The 18,149-nt window shown below is 34.3% G+C and carries 19 protein-coding genes and 1 pseudogene; 6 read left to right on the top strand and 14 right to left on the bottom strand.

Going from position 1 to position 18,149, the window contains the following annotated elements; all coding sequences use genetic code 11:
- Nucleotides 1–12 precede the first annotated feature (12 nt).
- Nucleotides 13–2,005: pseudogene (uvrB, locus tag ACZZZA_RS04555) on the top strand (excinuclease ABC subunit UvrB).
- Nucleotides 2,006–2,079: 74 nt separating this feature from the next.
- Here the strand turns inward: uvrB and ACZZZA_RS04550 are convergent.
- The 4 genes from ACZZZA_RS04550 to ACZZZA_RS04535 all read right to left on the bottom strand — a co-directional run bounded on the left by ACZZZA_RS04550 (nt 2,080) and on the right by ACZZZA_RS04535 (nt 4,973).
- On the bottom strand, nt 2,080–2,337 hold the full coding sequence (locus ACZZZA_RS04550; protein ID WP_463433736.1) for a DUF3820 family protein: 258 nt from the start codon (nt 2,335–2,337) through the stop codon (nt 2,080–2,082).
- Nucleotides 2,338–2,351: 14 nt separating this feature from the next.
- A complete protein-coding gene (locus ACZZZA_RS04545; RefSeq protein WP_463430014.1) occupies nt 2,352–3,446 on the bottom strand; it encodes an AI-2E family transporter in 1,095 nt (364 codons plus the stop codon).
- Nucleotides 3,446–4,171 carry a beta-carotene 15,15'-monooxygenase gene (locus tag ACZZZA_RS04540; RefSeq protein ID WP_463430013.1) on the bottom strand — a complete coding sequence of 242 codons (726 nt, stop codon included), beginning with the start codon at nt 4,169–4,171 and terminating at the stop codon, nt 3,446–3,448. Before ACZZZA_RS04540 ends, ACZZZA_RS04545 begins: the two co-directional genes overlap by 1 nt.
- Before the next feature lie 61 nt (nt 4,172–4,232).
- Nucleotides 4,233–4,973, bottom strand: coding sequence for a hypothetical protein (locus tag ACZZZA_RS04535; RefSeq protein WP_463430012.1), 741 nt, complete (start codon nt 4,971–4,973; stop codon nt 4,233–4,235).
- Nucleotides 4,974–5,020: 47 nt separating this feature from the next.
- Between ACZZZA_RS04535 and ACZZZA_RS04530 the strand changes: the two genes are divergently transcribed.
- Together ACZZZA_RS04530 and ACZZZA_RS04525 are read left to right on the top strand one after the other, a co-directional pair.
- Complete coding sequence (locus ACZZZA_RS04530) at nt 5,021–5,998, top strand: aminodeoxychorismate synthase component I (protein ID WP_463433734.1); 978 nt, start codon at nt 5,021–5,023, stop codon at nt 5,996–5,998.
- Entirely contained in the window at nt 5,982–6,608 is a 627-nt protein-coding gene (locus ACZZZA_RS04525; RefSeq protein ID WP_463430011.1) for an aminotransferase class IV, read from the top strand. Before ACZZZA_RS04530 ends, ACZZZA_RS04525 begins: the two co-directional genes overlap by 17 nt.
- Nucleotides 6,609–6,645: 37 nt before the next feature.
- On the opposite strand, the gene menD is transcribed toward ACZZZA_RS04525, so the two are convergent.
- Nucleotides 6,646–8,322, bottom strand: coding sequence for a 2-succinyl-5-enolpyruvyl-6-hydroxy-3-cyclohexene-1-carboxylic-acid synthase (menD, locus tag ACZZZA_RS04520; protein ID WP_463430010.1), 1,677 nt, complete (start codon nt 8,320–8,322; stop codon nt 6,646–6,648).
- An 85-nt stretch (nt 8,323–8,407) separates the two neighbouring features.
- Here menD and ACZZZA_RS04515 point away from each other — a divergent pair, with 85 nt between their 5' ends.
- A complete protein-coding gene (locus ACZZZA_RS04515; RefSeq protein ID WP_463430009.1) occupies nt 8,408–9,358 on the top strand; it encodes an isopenicillin N synthase family dioxygenase in 951 nt (316 codons plus the stop codon).
- Between the two features lie 137 nt (nt 9,359–9,495).
- On the opposite strand, the gene ACZZZA_RS04510 is transcribed toward ACZZZA_RS04515, so the two are convergent.
- The 7 genes from ACZZZA_RS04510 to ACZZZA_RS04480 form a co-directional block, all read right to left on the bottom strand.
- Nucleotides 9,496–10,791: an HlyD family secretion protein gene (locus ACZZZA_RS04510; RefSeq protein ID WP_463430008.1), complete on the bottom strand. Its 1,296-nt coding sequence runs from the start codon at nt 10,789–10,791 to the stop codon at nt 9,496–9,498.
- Nucleotides 10,792–10,900: 109 nt separating this feature from the next.
- On the bottom strand, nt 10,901–11,083 hold the full coding sequence (locus tag ACZZZA_RS04505) for a bacteriocin-like protein (protein ID WP_463430007.1): 183 nt from the start codon (nt 11,081–11,083) through the stop codon (nt 10,901–10,903).
- Between the two features lie 112 nt (nt 11,084–11,195).
- Nucleotides 11,196–13,391 (bottom strand): peptidase domain-containing ABC transporter, encoded by a 2,196-nt coding sequence (locus ACZZZA_RS04500; RefSeq protein WP_463430006.1) that lies wholly within the window; start codon nt 13,389–13,391, stop codon nt 11,196–11,198.
- A 287-nt stretch (nt 13,392–13,678) separates the two neighbouring features.
- Nucleotides 13,679–13,837 carry a bacteriocin-like protein gene (locus tag ACZZZA_RS04495; protein ID WP_463430005.1) on the bottom strand — a complete coding sequence of 53 codons (159 nt, stop codon included), beginning with the start codon at nt 13,835–13,837 and terminating at the stop codon, nt 13,679–13,681.
- Nucleotides 13,838–13,849: 12 nt separating this feature from the next.
- Nucleotides 13,850–13,996, bottom strand: coding sequence for a bacteriocin-like protein (locus ACZZZA_RS04490; RefSeq protein WP_463430004.1), 147 nt, complete (start codon nt 13,994–13,996; stop codon nt 13,850–13,852).
- A 43-nt stretch (nt 13,997–14,039) separates the two neighbouring features.
- Entirely contained in the window at nt 14,040–14,183 is a 144-nt protein-coding gene (locus ACZZZA_RS04485) for a bacteriocin-like protein (RefSeq protein ID WP_463430003.1), read from the bottom strand.
- Nucleotides 14,184–14,277: 94 nt separating this feature from the next.
- A complete protein-coding gene (locus ACZZZA_RS04480) occupies nt 14,278–15,786 on the bottom strand; it encodes a vitamin K epoxide reductase family protein (protein WP_463430002.1) in 1,509 nt (502 codons plus the stop codon).
- A 276-nt stretch (nt 15,787–16,062) separates the two neighbouring features.
- On the opposite strand from ACZZZA_RS04480, the gene ACZZZA_RS04475 reads away from it, so the two are divergent.
- Nucleotides 16,063–16,227, top strand: a complete 165-nt coding sequence (locus tag ACZZZA_RS04475) for a bacteriocin-like protein (protein WP_463430001.1) — start codon at nt 16,063–16,065, stop codon at nt 16,225–16,227.
- A gap of 53 nt (nt 16,228–16,280) precedes the next feature.
- Here the strand turns inward: ACZZZA_RS04475 and ACZZZA_RS04470 are convergent, their stop codons facing one another.
- Nucleotides 16,281–17,324 (bottom strand): PA0069 family radical SAM protein, encoded by a 1,044-nt coding sequence (locus ACZZZA_RS04470; protein ID WP_463430000.1) that lies wholly within the window; start codon nt 17,322–17,324, stop codon nt 16,281–16,283.
- 126 nt (nt 17,325–17,450) lie between these two features.
- A complete protein-coding gene (locus ACZZZA_RS04465; RefSeq protein ID WP_463429999.1) occupies nt 17,451–17,642 on the bottom strand; it encodes a hypothetical protein in 192 nt (63 codons plus the stop codon).
- A 161-nt stretch (nt 17,643–17,803) separates the two neighbouring features.
- On the opposite strand from ACZZZA_RS04465, the gene ACZZZA_RS04460 reads away from it, so the two are divergent.
- On the top strand, nt 17,804–18,148 hold the full coding sequence (locus ACZZZA_RS04460) for a hypothetical protein (RefSeq protein WP_463429998.1): 345 nt from the start codon (nt 17,804–17,806) through the stop codon (nt 18,146–18,148).
- Nucleotide 18,149: the final 1 nt, after the last annotated feature.

The raw sequence follows: 18,149 nt of genomic DNA, 5'->3' as shown, positions 1-18,149 counted from the left end.
TAAATTTGTTCAATGCAATTCAAGCTTCAATCAGATTATAAACCAACCGGAGATCAACCTACAGCAATTGAAAAACTGACTGAAGGTATTGAAATCGGTGAGAAATACCAGACTTTACTCGGTGTGACGGGTTCTGGTAAAACATTTACCGTTGCCAATGTTGTTCACAATACCCAAAAACCAACGTTGGTTTTAGCGCACAATAAGACTTTGGCAGCTCAGCTTTTTATGGAGTTTAAAGAATTTTTTCCGGAAAATGCTGTAGAATATTTTGTAAGTTACTACGACTATTATCAGCCTGAAGCATATATTGCTAGTTCAGGAACTTATATTGAGAAAGACCTGAGCATCAACGAAGAAGTAGAAAAACTGCGTCTTTCGGCGATTGCAAGTTTGCTTTCAGGTCGACGGGATGTATTGATTGTAGCCTCAGTATCATGTATTTACGGTGTGGGAAATCCTGCTGAGTTTCACAAATCATTAATTTCGCTTCAAATTGGAGAGACGGACCACGAGAACAGCACTTCTTCATTCATTAGTTAATGCATTATATTCCAGAACATTGGCAGACTTTCAACGGGGAACGTTCCGGGTAAAAGGTGATGTCATCGACATCTTCCCTGCATACGCAGATAATGGAGTAAGAGTACAGTTTTTCGGAGATGAGATTGAGAAAATCCAAAGTTTTGATCCGATTTCCGGAAATACAACGGCTAATTTTGAGCAGATTCAAATTTATCCTGCGAACCTTTTTGTGACTTCCAAAGAAACTTTGAACGGAGCGATAAGAAACATTCAAGATGACATGGTAAAGCAGGTTGATTTTTTCTCTGAAATCGGAAAACCTTTAGAATCAAAAAGACTTCAGGAAAGAACAGAGCTCGATCTTGAGATGATTAAAGAACTCGGTTATTGCTCAGGAATCGAAAATTATTCTCGTTATCTTGACGGAAGATTGCCGGGATCCAGACCTTTCTGTCTTTTGGATTATTTCCCCAGAGATTATCTGATGGTCATTGATGAAAGCCATGTTACCATTCCGCAGGTTCACGCCATGTATGGTGGTGACAGAAGCCGTAAAGAGGCTTTGGTGGAATACGGGTTCCGACTTCCTGCGGCAATGGATAACCGTCCTTTAAAATTTGAAGAGTTTGAAGGAATTCAAAATCAGGTAATTTATGTTTCTGCAACACCAGCAGATTATGAGCTGGAGAAAACAGGTGGCGAATATATTGAGCAGATCATCCGTCCGACCGGGCTTTTAGATCCAATTATCGAAGTGCGCCCTTCTTTAAATCAGATTGATGATTTAATGGAAGAAATCAGAAAAAGAGCTGAAATTGATGAAAGAGTTTTGGTGACCACTCTGACTAAAAAAATGGCGGAAGAACTGACTAAATATTTCACAAAATTCGGAATCAGAACCAGATATATTCACTCTGACGTGGAAACTTTGGAACGTATTCAGATCATGCAGGATCTGCGTTTAGGAATTTTTGATGTTTTAATAGGGGTTAATCTATTGAGAGAAGGTTTAGATTTACCAGAAGTTTCCCTTGTAGCTATTCTTGATGCCGATAAAGAAGGAATGCTGAGAAGCAGAAGATCTATGATCCAGACTGTTGGTCGTGCCGCAAGAAACCTCAATGGAAGAGCAATTTTGTATGCCGATAAAATCACCAAATCAATGCAGTCAACTATTGATGAGACTGAATATCGTCGTGAAAAACAGATTGCATATAATTTGGAACACGGAAAAGTTCCTACTGCTTTAAATAAAAAGATTTCTGAAAATCTAGTGGGACGAAGTAAGGATTTTCCGGATGAAAAATATACTCAAAAACAGATTTTACAAAAAGTTGCCGATGTAAAGGCAACTTATGCTACTGCAGACGTAGAAAAACTGATTCTCCAGAAACAAAAGGAGATGGAAGGTGCTGCAAAGAATTTAGATTTTATAAAAGCTGCGCAGTTGAGAGATGAAATTGCAGCATTAAAGGGCTGATTATTATAATGATATAATAATTTCGGCGGCACCTTTGGTGCCGCCGAAATTATTTTTAGTCCAAAAATTACTCCTTAAAATTTATAAACTTTTGTCTTTGGTTTTTGATATTCTGCTTTTCCGGCACCACGAAGAGGAGTCAGTAAATCCATCAAACCATTTAGTTTTATTTCGTAAACCGTAGAAAGCTGCATTCCCAGTTTTCCTTTCGGCATTCCTTGGCGATGAAACCATTCAAGATAATTAATTGGCAAATCAGCCAGAATCGTATTTTGATATTTACCAAAAGGCATTTTTTCCACACAAATTTCTTTTAGAATTTCCGGATTTATTCCCTGCTCCATTTTTAAACGATTAAGTCAATTTTAGTTTCCAATTCTTCATTTTTGTCTTTACTTGAAAGCTCCAGTTCCGGCGTGTCATCATCAGAAAATTCATTTCTGTATACCTGAATAAGCAAAAGAGTAAAAGATATAAAGATAGGGCCAAATATCAACCCCATAAATCCGAATAAATTCATTCCCATAATGATTCCAAAAACAGTATTCAACGGGTGGATATTTTCCAGTTTTTTAAGTAAGGTAAAACGAAGCAAATTATCCGTTATTCCCACAATGATCAAACAGTAAATTCCTAAGCCAATTCCGGGACCTGTTTGACCTTCAGCAATCATAAATATACAGATTGGCACATAGATAATCGCCGCTCCAACAATTGGAATCATCGATGCAACTGCAGTAAGAGCAAATAGCAGAATCGGACTGGGTGCGCCAAAGATAAAATAACCAATCAGAGCTACAATGCCTTGTCCTAAAGCTACTACCGGAATTCCGATAGCGTTTGCCATGATGAGTTTACGCATCTTCTCACCAATTAAAGAAACATTCGATCTTTTCAACGGAGCTGCAGATGCAAGTATCCGTTCAAACAATCTTGGCTTTTCAAACATAAAATAAAGAATAAAATACATCGACATAATGACTGTCAGAGTATTAAAAGTTCCGCTAAGGGCAGTTGTAGAAAATTGTCCGGCAAAGTTTTTAAGCTTTGCCATATTTTCTTTATTCAGGAGATCAAACTTTGTTTTATTGTATACAAATGTGTGAATTTTTTCAATAAACACATTGAATTTTTCCATGTACGCTTTAGCATTTCCCAGCTTCTCAATAAGAAGATCACCAATGAAGTATAATGGCAAAATGATAATTACCAGACTTGCCAGCATCAGAACCAAAGATGCAACCCAAGGTTTCCATTTTTTTTCTTCCTGCAGATAGAAGTTATACTTTCTGCAAACTACATAGATGGTAATTGCTCCCAAAAGAGAGGGTAAAAATAGCGCCAGATTAAAGCAAATTAAAGCAGCTAAAGTTAAAATAATCGCAAGTAGGGCAATCTGTTTGATTACAATTCCGCTAATTTGTTTTTCGTGGTGTGACATTATTTGTAAGTTATTTGTCTTGGTTTTCCTAAGTATGCACAGTAGATGGAGTACATAACAATATAAATAAATGGTGCAGTAAAAATTATACCAATACAACATAATACAATTCCGGCAACACTAATTAAGACTCCCAAAATACCGGTTAGCAAAAATACACCATAGTTTTCTTTGGCAATATTATAGGTTTTAGTTAATGCATCTATGCCATTGGCATTTTCAAATAAAAGAATAGGATAGCCCAATAAAAACAAGGGAAAAACAAAAAACACAGGTATAACGCATAGCATCGCAGCTACAAACAGCAAAATATTGGTAATTAAACTGTACAGAAGAATGTTCCCAAGATTTTGACGATAGCCGATAAAAAGATCAGAAAACTCAATCTGAACTTTATTATTAAATTTATTGGTGATAAAAATTAATCCTACATAAAGCGGAGATAGCAAAATACTTAACAATCCAAAGCCTGAGTAGTAAAGAGAAGCACCAGGTCTATCAAAGGAATTTATCTGAGAATAGTCACCGTAAAAATCCCTAAAATCACTCCAATAATTATATCCTGAAATAGATTGTATAATAAAATCTCCGATGAAAATAAAAATTGTAACTACAATTGCATACAGGAAAACGCCTTTATACATTTCAAAAGCGTGCGATATAATAGATCCGGTATCTCTCTTTGGAGCAGATCCTTGCTGGTCAAATTCGTTAAATTCAGACATGGTGTTTATTTCTAATGTTTCTCAAATTTAATTTTTTTCGAGAACAAATCAATCACCATTCTCAAATTTTAATTTCTTCTTTGAAAATAGTTTTATAAAGTGAATAGATTATTGCATTCCAAAAAGGAAAAGTAAGTAAAATACCTACAAAGAACACTGCAAAACCAACGTATCTAAATATAACTGCAACAATAATACAAACAAATATTTCTATGAAATTTGTTTTTAATGCTTTCCAGTTCATTGAAATTGCTTCAAGAATTGTTTTATTTTGGAAAAACATCAATGGAGAAATAAGCATTGTGCATAAAATCCAAATAAACGGAAGAATCAATGTAGGAGTGATGAACGTATATAATGAAAACCAAAATACAAAATATGAAGTATATCTGAAGAAATTAATGCCATTGTAGCCCACAAAAAGATCAGATAATGTCAATGGTTCTTTTAAATCTATTTTTCTGTAGATTTGAAAAAAACCTAAATTTAAAGGATATAAAAATGCTGAGAGAGCCAACATGCCAAGAGTAGTGTATTGATAATTTTTGGTTGTTCTTAATGTTGCCATTTCTCTATTGACTGCTTCAAATCCTTTTGGGCCAGCCTGCAAAGAATCTGATATAATGTTTGATAATTGATCAAAAACACCATATCTATTTGATATGAAAAAAAAGACGGTCAAAAATATAGAAAAGTAAACAATTGAAAACATTAATTGATAGAGCAATGTTCTGTTCCAATAATAAAAAGCCTGCTTTAAGATAAAATCGAGTCCCGGTTTTTGTGGATATTTCTCCTGCATTGAAAATATTTTGTGCAAAAGTAAACATCAATAACTACTTTTGCGGAATGTTTTCGGCAAATCATCAAAAATTTATTGAAATGGATGAGCTTTCACTTCAGAAAGTTCCTTTTTTCTTTATGATAGATTTTCTCGTTGACAAAGTAGAAATTTCCACTGAAAATGAAATTCAAAGAAAGGGTTTGTTAATTGATTTTCAGTCATTTTCAAACACAGAAAGGCAAGAAGCATTACATAAGAAAACAGATTGGAAAGCTTATCCGGAATCACAGGAAAGCTTTAAAAAAGGCTTCGACCACGTTCAGAAAAACATTCGCCTGGGAAATTCTTATCTTACAAACTATACCCGAAAAACAAAAATTGAAACTAATTTAAGTTTAGAAGAAATTTTTCATCATTCTCATGCAAAATACAAAGTCTTGTATAAGGATTTTTTTGTATTTTTTTCTCCTGAAATTTTCGTCAAAATAATTAGTGATAAAATCTTCACTTATCCGATGAAAGGTACTATTGACGCATCTTTGGAAAATGCTGCAGAAATTTTGAAGAATGATAAAAAAGAAAAAGCCGAGCATTATACTGTTGTTGATTTGCTTAGAAATGATCTGAGTATGGTCGCAGATAATGTAAAAGTTGACAAATTCCAGCATATTGATTTTTTGAAAACTCAGCAGAAAGATTTGTATGCGATGAGTTCCGAAATTTCGGGAAATTTAAAAACTGAATTTAAAGGAAGAGTAGGCAGCATTTTGCAAAAACTTTTGCCCGCAGGATCAATTTTAGGAGCTCCAAAACCTAAAACTTTAGAAATCATTCTTGAAGCAGAAGGTTTCGACAGAGGTTTTTACACCGGAGTTTGCGGTTGGTTTGATGGTGAAAATCTAGACAGCTGCGTGATGATTCGTTTTATAGAAAAAGAAGGTGATCATCTGTATTTCAAAAGCGGGGGCGGAATTACGCACATGAGTAAATTAGAAGACGAGTATCAGGAAATGAAAAATAAAATCTATGTACCAATTCATTGAAAGCATTAAAGTAGAGGATCAGGAGTTGTTCCTACTGGAATTTCACCAAAAACGTGTCAACGATACTTTTGCCCATTTCGGGAAAGAAGGTTCGATTGATTTGGAAAAAATTTTTAAAAACCTGAATCATGATGAGGATGGTTTGTACAAATTAAGGTTGACGTATGATCTGGATAAAAAATTCAGAACACAGATGATTCCTTACGCCATTCCGGAAATACAGGATTTTCAATTGGTTGAGAATAATATTTATGACTATTCTTTTAAGTTTGAAGACCGTAAAGAACTGGAGAAAATGAAGATGAAATCTAAAGCCGAAGAAATCATCATCGTAAAGAATAACCACATTACCGACACCTCATTTTCCAATCTTTTATTCCAAAAAGGGAAAGATTGGTTTACACCGTCAACTTATCTTTTAAATGGCGTTCAAAGACAACATCTGTTGAAGAAGAAGAAAATAAAAGAAACAGAAATCACTTTACAAAATATTAAAGAATTCTCACATTTTCAGTTGATTAATGCGCTGAATGACTTTGATGATATGTTTATTTATCCGATTTCCAAAATCACCAATCTTCCTGGGAATAGTGATTATTTAGATATGTAGAGAAATTCCCTTCTTGAAGAAATTTTAATTACAATTTTTAGCTTTCTTTTAAGAAGTTAAAATAAGCTTTCTGGATATCGGCATTATTTTTACCTTGAGTGTTGACTTCCATTATTTTAGGCTGTACATCTGGTTTGAAAAAATTATCAAAAACCCGATCTAAAGTTCCGTCATCGTCCACTTTTACATAAGAAAAGCCGAAGTGTTTCGCCAAAAATTCAGCATTTTTATGATGTTTTGTCGCTATGAATTCGTCAACTGCATTTGAGTTTGCGTTTCCCGGTCCCGGAATTATTTTAAAAATATTCCCTTCTCCGTTATTGAAAATGATGATTCTTGTAAACGGCGGAATATATTGATTCCAAAGACCATTAATATCGTAGAAAAAGCTTAAATCACCGGTAATCAATAGGGTAGGGTTTGCATTTTTGATTGCAAAACCCATTGCTGTTGAGGTTGAGCCGTCAATTCCGCTGGTTCCCCGGTTGCAATAGATTTTTCTTTTACCGAAATCAAACAACTGTGCATAACGAATCGATGAAGAGTTACTAAAATGAATATTATAATTTTCAGGGATACTTTCCGAAGCTTTATTGAAGAAATAGAAATCTGAGAATTCTACTAAATTTAAAAAGCCGATATGTTTTTTATCTTTTTTATCTCTTAATACATCCCATAAGTTATAATAAGGTTTAGGTTCTAATCCGACGAAATTTAATAATTTAGAAAAGAAAATTTCAGGTTTAATCTCTATTTTCTGGGTCAGAGAAAAATAAGTATCAGGTTGCCAAACCTCATCCAAATGCCAATGCTCTTTAGGATGTGCGTTTCTAAGGAACTGTTTTACTTTTTTAGAAACAACGTTTTGTCCGATCGTAATCAATAAATCCGGAGCGTATGTTTTAAAATCCTCTTCTGTAAACCCGAAAATATAACGGTCAATGTGCCTGAAAAATTTCTCGTGATATACATTTGAATTTGCTTCACTTAAAACGACAACCGAATGATTTTTAACCAATTGTGTTAGCTGATTCTCCAATTCCGGACTGTAATCTCTGGTTCCTACCAGAATCATAATTCTTTGTGAAGTATTCCAGTCAGCTATTAAGTTTGAAGGAATATCGTATTCTTTCTTTTTAATTGTTTTTTCCACCACAGGAAAAGTAGGCAACTCAGAAACCAGATCATATAAGGGTTCTTCTAGAGGAATATTGATATGAACCGGTCCTTGTTTTTCAAAACAAAGCTCGATCGCCTTTTTAATTATTTCTAAATTAATGTCTTCCGCATTATCTTTACTGTCTTCCAACAATTCAAAATCTCCGTAAGAATGCTGATGAAAAATATTCCTCTGTCGGATGGTTTGTCCGTCAAAAAGGTCAACGTAATCTGTTGGTCGGTCTGCAGTTAAAATCAAAAGCGGAATATTTGAATAAAAAGCTTCTGTCACGGCAGGATAATAATTTGCCGCTGCAGAACCGCTTGTGCAAGTGATTGCAACAGGTTTTTTCTCACTTATTGCCATCCCAAGAGCTGTAAAGGCTGCACTTCTTTCATCAACGATACTGAAACAGTTGAAGTCATCCAATTCCGAAAAATGAATCGCCAAAGGAGCATTTCTGGATCCCGGAGATATGACAACGTCTAAAATTCCGTATTGCTGAAAAAGATGAGCAAGTACCTGAATACTTCTCTTGGAAGAATATTTTTTCATAGAGCAAATTTAGTTTATAAATAATTAATTCTGAAATCATTTAATTTAAAAAATCTGTATTTTAGCAGCACGTAAAATTTCTAAAATGGATAAAATACCTAGTGTAGACCTGCGTGATTTCCTTTCGGGTGACCCGGAACGCAAACAGAAATTTGTAAATGAAATCGGAAAAGCTTACGAAGAAATTGGTTTTGTCGCCTTAAAAGGACATTTCCTGGATGACCAACTCGTAGGTGATCTTTATGGAGAAGTGAAAAACTTCTTTGAACTTCCCACAGAAACCAAACAAAAGTACGAGATCCCCGGAATTGGTGGACAGAGAGGCTATGTAGGTTTCGGAAAAGAAACGGCAAAAGGATTCAAAAAAGGCGATCTGAAAGAATTTTGGCATTTCGGACAATACGTTTCGGATGACTCAAAATACAAGAGCCAATATCCTGACAATGTGATCGTAGACGAACTTCCAAAGTTTAATGAAGTAGGGAAGGAAGCTTACCAGATGCTTGAGAAAACCGGGAAATATGTTTTGAGAGCTTTAGCATTGTATCTTGGGTTAGATGAGTTTTATTTTGATGATAAAATTGCTGAAGGAAATTCTATCTTAAGACCCATTCATTATCCACCCATTACACAAGAGCCGGATGATGCGGTAAGGGCAGCAGCTCACGGAGACATCAATCTGATTACCCTTTTGATGGGCTCACAAGGAAAAGGACTTCAGGTTCAAAACCATAAAGGAGAATGGATTGATGCGATTGCAGAACCAGATGAATTGATGATTAACGTTGGAGATATGCTTTCTAGACATACCAACAATAGGTTGAAATCTACCATTCACAGGGTGGTTAATCCGCCGAGAGAATTGTGGGGAACTTCAAGATATTCTATTCCTTTCTTTATGCATCCAGTAAGCGAAATGCCGCTCAATGCTCTTGAAAATTGCGTAGATGAAAATCATCCTAAACTGTATGAAGATACAACGGCAGGAGAATTTTTATACGAACGCTTAATTGAATTGGGATTAATCAAAAAATAATTTTGAAACCGAACCTTTATTTCAGTTTTTAGCAAAATCATCTGTGTCAATCTGTGAAATCTGCGGGCAAAATATAGTCCCACAAATCACACAGATTGACACAGATTTTTTTTTTCGTAGTTCTTGTTGTGTTGAAATTATGATTGATAACCCAAAAGCTTCCTGATCTGATAGAAGAACCTTTCGATCAATCGTAGGTCCTGAGTGACAATTTCAGCATTTCCTCTAAGTTCTTTATCGAATTTCAGGGTTTTGTTATACGAGGTTTGTAAGCCTTTCGGAAGCACAACATCAACATAATAATTTCCTTTATCATCGGGAATAAGCGAAATATTCTGCACTTTTCCTTCAATGATTCCGTATTCCTGAAAACGGTAGTTATCTAATTTGATTAAGACTTTTTGACCCGTAATAATTTTTCCGGAATTAACGGTCGGTACAGACATTCTTCCTACCAACTGCTCCGTATGATCCGGTAAAACGGATAGTATAGGATCGCCTGCTTTTACAAACTGATTTTCACCATAAAACTGCTGGAAACTTGCCATTCCGTCAGTAGAAGAAATGATCAGGTAGTTTTGTTCCCATTGTTTTAAAGATTTTCTTAACTGCTCGAATAACTGCAAAGTTTGGGATGAATAGGTAATCTTATCTTTTTCTGTATTGATCGCCGTTCCGCTTTTGGTTTTATTGAGATTCGAAATGCTTTCCTGCATCTGCGAAAGAGAAATGCTGATGTTTTCTAAATTTTGCTGAGCCTGAAGATATTTTAGTTTTTCACCTTCCAATTCTACTGCTGCAATTACTCCCTGCTTGAATAATTCCTGAAATCTCTGGTAATTTTTGCGTGTAAGTTCAGTTTTTGCCGCTTCGAGATTTCTTTGTTGTCTTAATGTCGCTATTCTGTTTTTTGATTCTGAAATACTTTGATTGGCAGCCAGATTCTCAGGAGCATAAGGTTGTAATCTTGTAAATAAATTTTCGTCCTGAAAAGCTTTCGCAAAACTGTTGTAATCTCCCTGTAATTCGCCCAGTTTATAATGCGAAACTTCATTCACAGGAAAAGAAAGCAATTGATCTGAAGCGATAGAATCTACGATTTTTTTAAATTTTAAAACATCCTGATAATTTGCCGTAGACTGCAAAACCAACAGCACATCTCCTTTTTTAACTTTCTGATGATCTTTTATAAATATTTTTTCGATTTTTGAGCTGCTTCTGGCTTCAATTTTTTCGGGCGGATTTTGTGAAGTCACCATAACAGGAGCCGGAACAAATTCCGGGTATTTGATGATGTAACTCATCCCGAGAATAAGCAATAATATGATTAATATGATCGTATTTCCCCAGCGGAACATCCAATGTGGCGGTTCTGTTAGGATATCCTGCACGCTTTCTGAGCGAAGTTCTATATTGTCTAAAATGTCTTTCATAAATAAACTAAATCCTCAAATGAGGATTTAGCGGTTGTCTAATGCTATAAATTAAACTACTTAAGCTTTGATACTTTTAATTGAATTATGATAAGATTAATCTTTAAAATTAAAAACCATAAAGTCTTTTACATTCGCATGCAAGAGTACTAGCATTTTCTTCATGGCTACAATAATCTTCAGGAAGCGGTTCTACGAATTGAGTCATGTGTTGTTGACAAACAATTCGTGTTGGATTTCCTCCCTTCACAGTTTTCATTTCGTTTCTCATCATTTTTTTTAAATTTTTCATAATAAATAATTTGTTTTTAATTTTTCCTACTCATATAGCTTTTCGGATTACGCTTTTAAAGTCTTTTAAATTTAGGAATTAATTCTGACATAGATGAATTATATATTTAAATTTAATTGCCTAATTCTAGTTGATTTTTAACAAGCCTGTAATATTCACCTTTTAAAGCAACCAATTCTGCATGATTTCCTTCTTCAACAACCTTTCCTTTATCTAAAACGATAATTTTATCGGCATGTTTTACGGTTGATAATCTGTGAGCAATTACAATGGCTGTTTTGCCTTCAAAAAACTGCTCCAGATTTTCCATGATTACTTTTTCGTTATTCGCATCCAAAGCACTTGTTGCTTCATCAAAGAAAATATATTCAGGTGATTTGTAAACTGCTCTTGCGATGAACAACCTTTGTTTTTGTCCGCCACTTACACCCAAACCTTCATTTCCGATTTTTGTGTTGTAGCTTAGTGGTAACCCTTCAATAAACTCTTTAATATTGGCAATTTCGACTGCTTTTCTCAATTTTGTTTTATCTACATAATCTTCACCTACTGCAATGTTATTGGCGATTGTATCATTAAAAACATATCCTTCCTGCATCACAACACCGCACTGATCTCTCCAGAATCTTGGTGAAATGTTTTTCATCTGAGTATTTCCTATTTTTATTTCACCCTCATTGGGTTCATAAAATTTCATTAATAATTTTAAAAGCGTCGTTTTACCGCTCCCGCTTGCTCCGACGATTGCCGTTGTTTTTTGGTAAGGAATATTTAAACTTAAATTTTCAAAAACAGGAACATCCGAACCAATATATCTAAAGGACATATTGTTGATTTCAATGTCTTTTTCAGGAACTTCGGTAGCATATTGCTCATCTTTGTTTTCTTCATCTTCCTTATCGTGAATTTCGCCTAATCTTTCTAAAGAAATTTTAGCATCTTGGGTTTGCTTGATAAAATCAATGAGTTGTAATAAAGGACTGTTTAATTGACCAATAATGTATTGAACAGAAAGCATCATTCCCAGCGTGAGGTTACCTTCCAAAACCAATTTTGCAGAAAGAAAACTTACCAAAATATCTTTCATCTGATTGATGAAATTTCCACCGACAGACTGCCATTGTTCTAATGAAAGCGATTTTATTCTCAGTTTAAACAATTTTACCTGCAGAAACTCCCAATCCCAGCGTTTTTGTTTTTCGGCGTTAAACATTTTGATTTCCTGCATCCCGTTAATCAGCTCAATCACTTTGCTCTGTTCCTGAGAAACCTGCGAAAATCTTTTGTAATCGAGTTCTTTTCTTTTTCCAAGAAAAAAAGTGATCCATGCAATATATAATATAGAACCGACCAGATAAACAACGAATAATCTGTAATCATAGAACAGTAAAACAATACTGAAAATGATTAAGTTAACCAATGAGAACAGGGTATTGAGCGATGAATTGGTTAAAAGCTGTTCAATTCTGTGATGGTCATTGATTCTCTGCATAATATCTCCCGTCATTCTTGTATCAAAGAAACTGATCGGAAGTTTCATTAATTTGATAAAGAAATCTGAAATGATAGAAATGTTGATCCTGGTGGAAAGGTGAAGCAAAATCCAGCTTCGGATGACTTCAATTCCCATTCTGCCGAGAAAAAGCATGATCTGGGCCAATAAAACCAGATAAATGAAATTCAAATCCTGATTCTGAATCCCCACATCGACAATACTTTGAGTAAGGAAAGGTAAAATAAGAGATAATAAACTTCCTGCTAATAAGCCTACCGCCAACTGAACGATCAACGATTTATATTTAAGCAGATATTTTGACAGAAAAGAAAAACTGGCTTTACTTTCGTGATCATCAAACTCAGTCTGAAAAAATGCCGGTGTAGTTTCAAGAATCAGTACAATTCCTTCTTCTGTATTTTCGTTGGCATTTTCTCCGATCCATCTTTTGATAAATTCTTTCCGTGTGTAGGTAATTAAACCATAGCTCGGATCCGAAACATAAACCATATTTTTTTTATCGATTTTATAAACAACGACAAAATGATTTTTGTTCCAATGTACAATACATGGAAATGGTACTTCTTCGGCCAGCGTATTAAAGTCGATCTGTACCCCCAAAGAACGGAAGCCCAAATCTTCAGCAGCATCGCTCAACCCAAGCAAACTGCTTCCTTCTCTTGTCGTTTCGGAAAGGTTACGAATCTGCTGTAACGAAATACTTTTTCCGTAATGTTTGCTGACAATTCTTAAGCATGTGGGACCGCAGTCTTTGGAATCGGGCTGAAGGTAAAAAGGAAATTTTTTTGCCAAAATTTAAATTCAAAATTGATAATAAGAAAGAGGCTGAATAAACAGCCCCAATCTTTCTAAATTATTTAGGATTTTATATCATTATTAATTCTTTGTGAATAATCTTTATTTTACTACAGACAAACAAAATCCAGACAATAATTTCTGTATATTTTTTAAATGAAAGTATTTTTCAATTATTCTGAAAATAAAATTTTAAAAACTTTATTTTATTAATTAACAACAACTAAATCCAGTAATAGGATTATGAGATTTATTAAACATCTCAATTGCTAAATTTTAAGGATTTACACATACTGCGGACAAACAACAGCCGGACAGTAAATTTTCGGGCATCTTGGTTTGCCATCTGTAGGACAACATTCTTTCGAACATCCGATGACGATTGGCCCGGCTCCCAAAATATCCTTCATTTCGTTTCTTGCTAACTTTTTCAGATTTTTCATAAGATTACTTTTTTAAGATTCTACGGGACATGGTACAATACAAATAATATTGGGGCATCTTTTTATTCCCGGAGGAGGACAGCACGCCTGAGAGCAACCTGCAGCTCCGCCGTTAATGTCTTTCATCTGATTTCTTGAGATTTTTTTTAAATTTTTCATAATAAAATAATTTGGTTAATTTGATTTGATTTGATGATTCAATTTAAGGCTGATTTCCGCCTCCGCATCCGTCGTAAGCGGTGCACTTCCATTTTCCGTCGATCAGGCAAAGTTGTCCGCCTTTGCAGGTAAGACCGCCCTGAATCGTTTTCATTTCCTTTCGGTTGATTTTCTTTAAATTTTTCATAAAATTGAATTTGGTGTTTTCCTACTCTTTTTAAGCTTTTCGGATGTCGCTTTTTATTAAAATAAAATTAAACAATTTAAATTAAATGAAATAATTATGTCGGAAAATCTTCATCTTCAATCAGTTCACTGATAAAATAATGAATATCTTCACGGTCATATTGATCTGGAAACAGGTAACCATTAATAATAAAAACAGGTGTGAAAGTAATTCCTGCAGCACTGTTTTCTGCAGTCATGCGGATAATATTGGTAAGATCTTCAAGATTTCCTGCATCGCTTTTTCTCCTAATTTCACTTTCATCTTTATTTTTAAACCAAGTATCCACAGACTGTAAAAATTCTTTTTGTGATTTATTTTTATAAATGTTTAAAAAATCCGAAATAAGCTGGGTATACTTTTCATCAGCTCTTTCTTGTGAATAATTAAACCTCATCTGCACAGAAATTTCGTCAGGATACTGCAGCAATAAATCTTCTACAATCTTGTGAGCGTTTTTACAAAATCCGCAATAAGGATTAGAAACAACAGAAATATGAAGTTTTGCATCTTTATTTCCCAAGAAAAATGTCTGAGTATCGGTAAACTCGATTTTTTCTTTATCTAAAAGTTCTCTTTTGAACAAGTCATAATTTCTTTTAAACCTGAGATTTTTTGCATTAGATTTTTTGAGTTCCTCTTTCTGATTCATCAGATTATTTACAAAAACAAGTGTCAAAAACAGTGAAATAAATAAGAGAACCGCAATAAAGACAACCGGTAAAGTTGCTTCCCAACTAAAGTAAATGGAGCTGATTATGATTTGAGCAAGCAGAATGAAAATTATTACAAGACAAACTCTGCAGAGTGATTTTTCTATGAAAAACTGAACGTAGAAAGAGTAAAGAATCACAAGAATTGAAATCATGGCAGTAATTCGCAAAATACATTGAGCCTGTGGAAAAAGAAGTCCCATCCATGTAATTCCCAAAAAATACAGTAAGCTGAAATCTGAAATCTTTAATCCCAAAACATCAGTCGTATCGGAAGAAAAAATCTTGGAACATGAGCTCTGCGAAGCATTATTTGAAGCTCCGCCACAAATATTACTGACGACAGCAGATTCCTGACCAAACTTTTGATTGAAAAGTTCTAATGAAATATAAACTCCGACCAGCGATAAAACATTGAAAATACTTTCATACCACGTAAACTGCAGAAACGAATAGAGAAGAATAATCCCGAAAACTAAATAAATGAATGGCTTAAAATTGAAAAACGATGTTGTTTTTACATTTTCAGTTTTCTCAAAAAGAAGCACGAAATCTCCTGAGTTTTTGTAAAGTTCTTCCTTACTGAGGGTTTTTATTTTATCGGAATAGATGGTGAAATCATTTCCTTTCTTTTTTACCAGAGAAAACGAATTGTCAACCAATGCCATATATTCTTCCGGCAATTCGTTCCAATACTCTTTATCCAATTCATAAGCATCATTTTTTAACCCCAGAAAATTTAGAGTATCACTAAAAGCCAATGCCGAGGGATAATTGGGATGAGAATTAAACTGAAAATAGAATTCCTGCTTATCGAGTTTAAAGTAGTCTATGAGTTTATCGAAATTCATGGATTGATTTGGTGTGTGATTAATCGTATGAAGATAATAAATAATCTTATTATATTTCAAATTTTATTATGAACATTTCCTGTATACCACAATGTTTACGGCTTTCTCTTTGAAGAGATTTATAGTCGATCATTGAGATGCTACAAAATGAAACAGCATTCTTACTCAAACGTAATACATTAAATCAAAAAAAACTTAAAACAAATTTTAAAAAAAAGGATTCTATTGATTTTTTAATTATCTTTACTAAACCATCAAATTTTAAAACAAAACGTTATGAAAAATTTAAAAAAACTTAACAAAGAGCAGTTAAAATCAATTGCCGGAGCAGGCGGAATCAAAACATCTCCAGAACCAGATTTCTGTATGTATTATTGCAATGGCGTTGTGGTTTGTGCAACCTGCAGTGATGATTTTAAATGTCCTGATGATTCTATGTAAAGAAATTATCAAAAATGAAATGAACCGTTCCTGTATTGGAGCGGTTTTTTTATTTAAAACAACTTCAGCTGTTGTTCTCTTGTTCCGGTAAAGCCATCCGTAGAAAGTTTCGGAAACTCTTTTCCTTCAAAATATTTCTTTCTGCCAATTTTAAAAGTATTGTGAATCATTTCTGCAATATTTCCTTCGCCTTTCTGTCTTTCAAAAATTCTTTTATCGCCTAGTTTTCCTCCACGCATTGATCGAATAAGGTTTAAAACTTTTTGAGCCCTGTCGGGAAAAGCATTTTCAATCCATTTTATAAAAACAGGTTCTACGGTGTCGTTTAATCTTACCAAAGTATATCCGAAACTTCCTGCTCCGGCATCTGAAATAGCTTTTAAAATAGCCAAAGGTTCGTCACTGTTTAATCCAGGAATAATGGGTGCAACCATTACATTGACCGGAATTTTATTTTCAGAAAGAACTTCCACTGCTTTCAGTTTGTTTTTTGAAGTGCTTGTTCTGGGTTCCATTTTTCTTCTCAGATCTTCGTTGATGGTCGGGATGCTTAATGAAACAGAAACCAAATTCTGTTCTGCAAGTGATTTTAAAATATCCAAATCACGAAGCACCAAAGCATTTTTTGTCAAAACATTGACAGGGTGTCTGTAATCAAGACAGACTTGTAAAAGTTGTCGGGTAATCTCAAATTGTCTTTCTGCGGGTTGATAACAGTCGGTATTTCCGGAGAGTAAAATGGGTTCTGGTTTATAGCCTCTTTTTCTGAAAAATTTCTCCAGTAATTCCGGAGCGTTTTTCTTAACCATGATTTTTCTTTCAAAGTCAATTCCTGCACTGTATCCCCAATATTCGTGCGTCGGTCTGGCAAAACAATAGGAACAGCCATGCTCACAACCCTGGTAAGGATTCATAGAATACTGCATCGGCAAATCTTCGCTTTTTACCTGATTTACAATACTTTTGGGGAAAACTTCGGTGAAGGATGTTTTTAAAGTTTCGAAATCTTCATCTTCAGGTTCAAAGGTAAATCTGTCGAAACGGTTGATTACATTTCGCTGAGCACCTTGTCCTTTTATGATGTTTTCGTTCTGCATAATGATGTAAAGTTATAGACCTTTGTTCTGAAAATAATAAATTTTAACACAGAAGTTTTCCACAAAAAAAACCGACAACCAAAAATTTGGATGCCGGTTTTTAAAAATTATATCTCTTACTACCTTTTATTTGAATGCATAATATTCAATACCATGATCATCGTCATTCAAGTTTTTATCGAAATGTCTGTGATGATCAGAATAATAGTCGGAATATTTCTGATTTTTTTTACTCAGTATCTTTTTTACTCCTAAAAAGCCAAGCACCGCCAAAAGACCAACTCCTCCTGCCAGTAAAACTCCTACTTCTTTTTTCATATCTAGTACAATTTTGTAATTTGATGAAGCAAATAGTATACCTTTTTTTATTGGGGAAATGATAATTTTTGTTAATCTATCGTACACTATACTCCTCTTCCTTATAATATTACAGATCTCATTATGGTTTAATAATTGTACTTACTTAAAAAAATATTATTATGGATAATTTAGGAAATATCGACCAAATGACGACACTGAGCCAGGTTATGGAAACATTGCGGAAAAGAGGAATTCACAGAGAATTCAGGATGAATGAATCTTGTGAGATGAAGTATGAAGATTCAGACAGAGTTTATCAGCCCAATGAACTGGCGATTTTGAAAACTTACCGTTTTGAAGGACCAAGTAATCCAGATGACAATGCGGTATTGTACCTTCTGGAAGATCATGAAGGAAACAAAGGAATTATCATCGATTCGTATGGTGCCGAAAGCAATTATCCGGGCCAAGAATTTGATGCTTTTTTACGGGATATACCGATTAATGAAAGTGACGAATATTAAT

It is taken from the genome of Chryseobacterium sp. AC405b, assembly GCF_979258685.1.
The sequence above is the reverse complement of the archived record's forward strand: the minus strand, read 5'-3'. Positions and strand labels throughout refer to the sequence as shown.

Excerpts from the sequence above, each read along its gene's own strand:
- ACZZZA_RS04545 (WP_463430014.1), bottom strand. The coding sequence starts at position 3,446 with ATGTCACACCACGAAAAACAAATTAGCGGAATTGTAATCAAACAGATT.
- ACZZZA_RS04540 (WP_463430013.1), bottom strand. The coding sequence starts at position 4,171 with ATGTCTGAATTTAACGAATTTGACCAGCAAGGATCTGCTCCAAAGAGA.
- ACZZZA_RS04535 (WP_463430012.1), bottom strand. The coding sequence starts at position 4,973 with ATGCAGGAGAAATATCCACAAAAACCGGGACTCGATTTTATCTTAAAG.
- ACZZZA_RS04530 (WP_463433734.1), top strand. The coding sequence starts at position 5,021 with ATGTTTTCGGCAAATCATCAAAAATTTATTGAAATGGATGAGCTTTCA.
- ACZZZA_RS04525 (WP_463430011.1), top strand. The coding sequence starts at position 5,982 with ATGTACCAATTCATTGAAAGCATTAAAGTAGAGGATCAGGAGTTGTTC.
- menD (WP_463430010.1), bottom strand. The coding sequence starts at position 8,322 with ATGAAAAAATATTCTTCCAAGAGAAGTATTCAGGTACTTGCTCATCTT.
- ACZZZA_RS04515 (WP_463430009.1), top strand. The coding sequence starts at position 8,408 with ATGGATAAAATACCTAGTGTAGACCTGCGTGATTTCCTTTCGGGTGAC.
- ACZZZA_RS04510 (WP_463430008.1), bottom strand. The coding sequence starts at position 10,791 with ATGAAAGACATTTTAGACAATATAGAACTTCGCTCAGAAAGCGTGCAG.
- ACZZZA_RS04505 (WP_463430007.1), bottom strand. The coding sequence starts at position 11,083 with ATGAAAAATTTAAAAAAAATGATGAGAAACGAAATGAAAACTGTGAAG.
- ACZZZA_RS04495 (WP_463430005.1), bottom strand. The coding sequence starts at position 13,837 with ATGAAAAATCTGAAAAAGTTAGCAAGAAACGAAATGAAGGATATTTTG.
- ACZZZA_RS04490 (WP_463430004.1), bottom strand. The coding sequence starts at position 13,996 with ATGAAAAATTTAAAAAAAATCTCAAGAAATCAGATGAAAGACATTAAC.
- ACZZZA_RS04485 (WP_463430003.1), bottom strand. The coding sequence starts at position 14,183 with ATGAAAAATTTAAAGAAAATCAACCGAAAGGAAATGAAAACGATTCAG.
- ACZZZA_RS04480 (WP_463430002.1), bottom strand. The coding sequence starts at position 15,786 with ATGAATTTCGATAAACTCATAGACTACTTTAAACTCGATAAGCAGGAA.
- ACZZZA_RS04475 (WP_463430001.1), top strand. The coding sequence starts at position 16,063 with ATGAAAAATTTAAAAAAACTTAACAAAGAGCAGTTAAAATCAATTGCC.
- ACZZZA_RS04470 (WP_463430000.1), bottom strand. The coding sequence starts at position 17,324 with ATGCAGAACGAAAACATCATAAAAGGACAAGGTGCTCAGCGAAATGTA.
- ACZZZA_RS04465 (WP_463429999.1), bottom strand. The coding sequence starts at position 17,642 with ATGAAAAAAGAAGTAGGAGTTTTACTGGCAGGAGGAGTTGGTCTTTTG.
- ACZZZA_RS04460 (WP_463429998.1), top strand. The coding sequence starts at position 17,804 with ATGGATAATTTAGGAAATATCGACCAAATGACGACACTGAGCCAGGTT.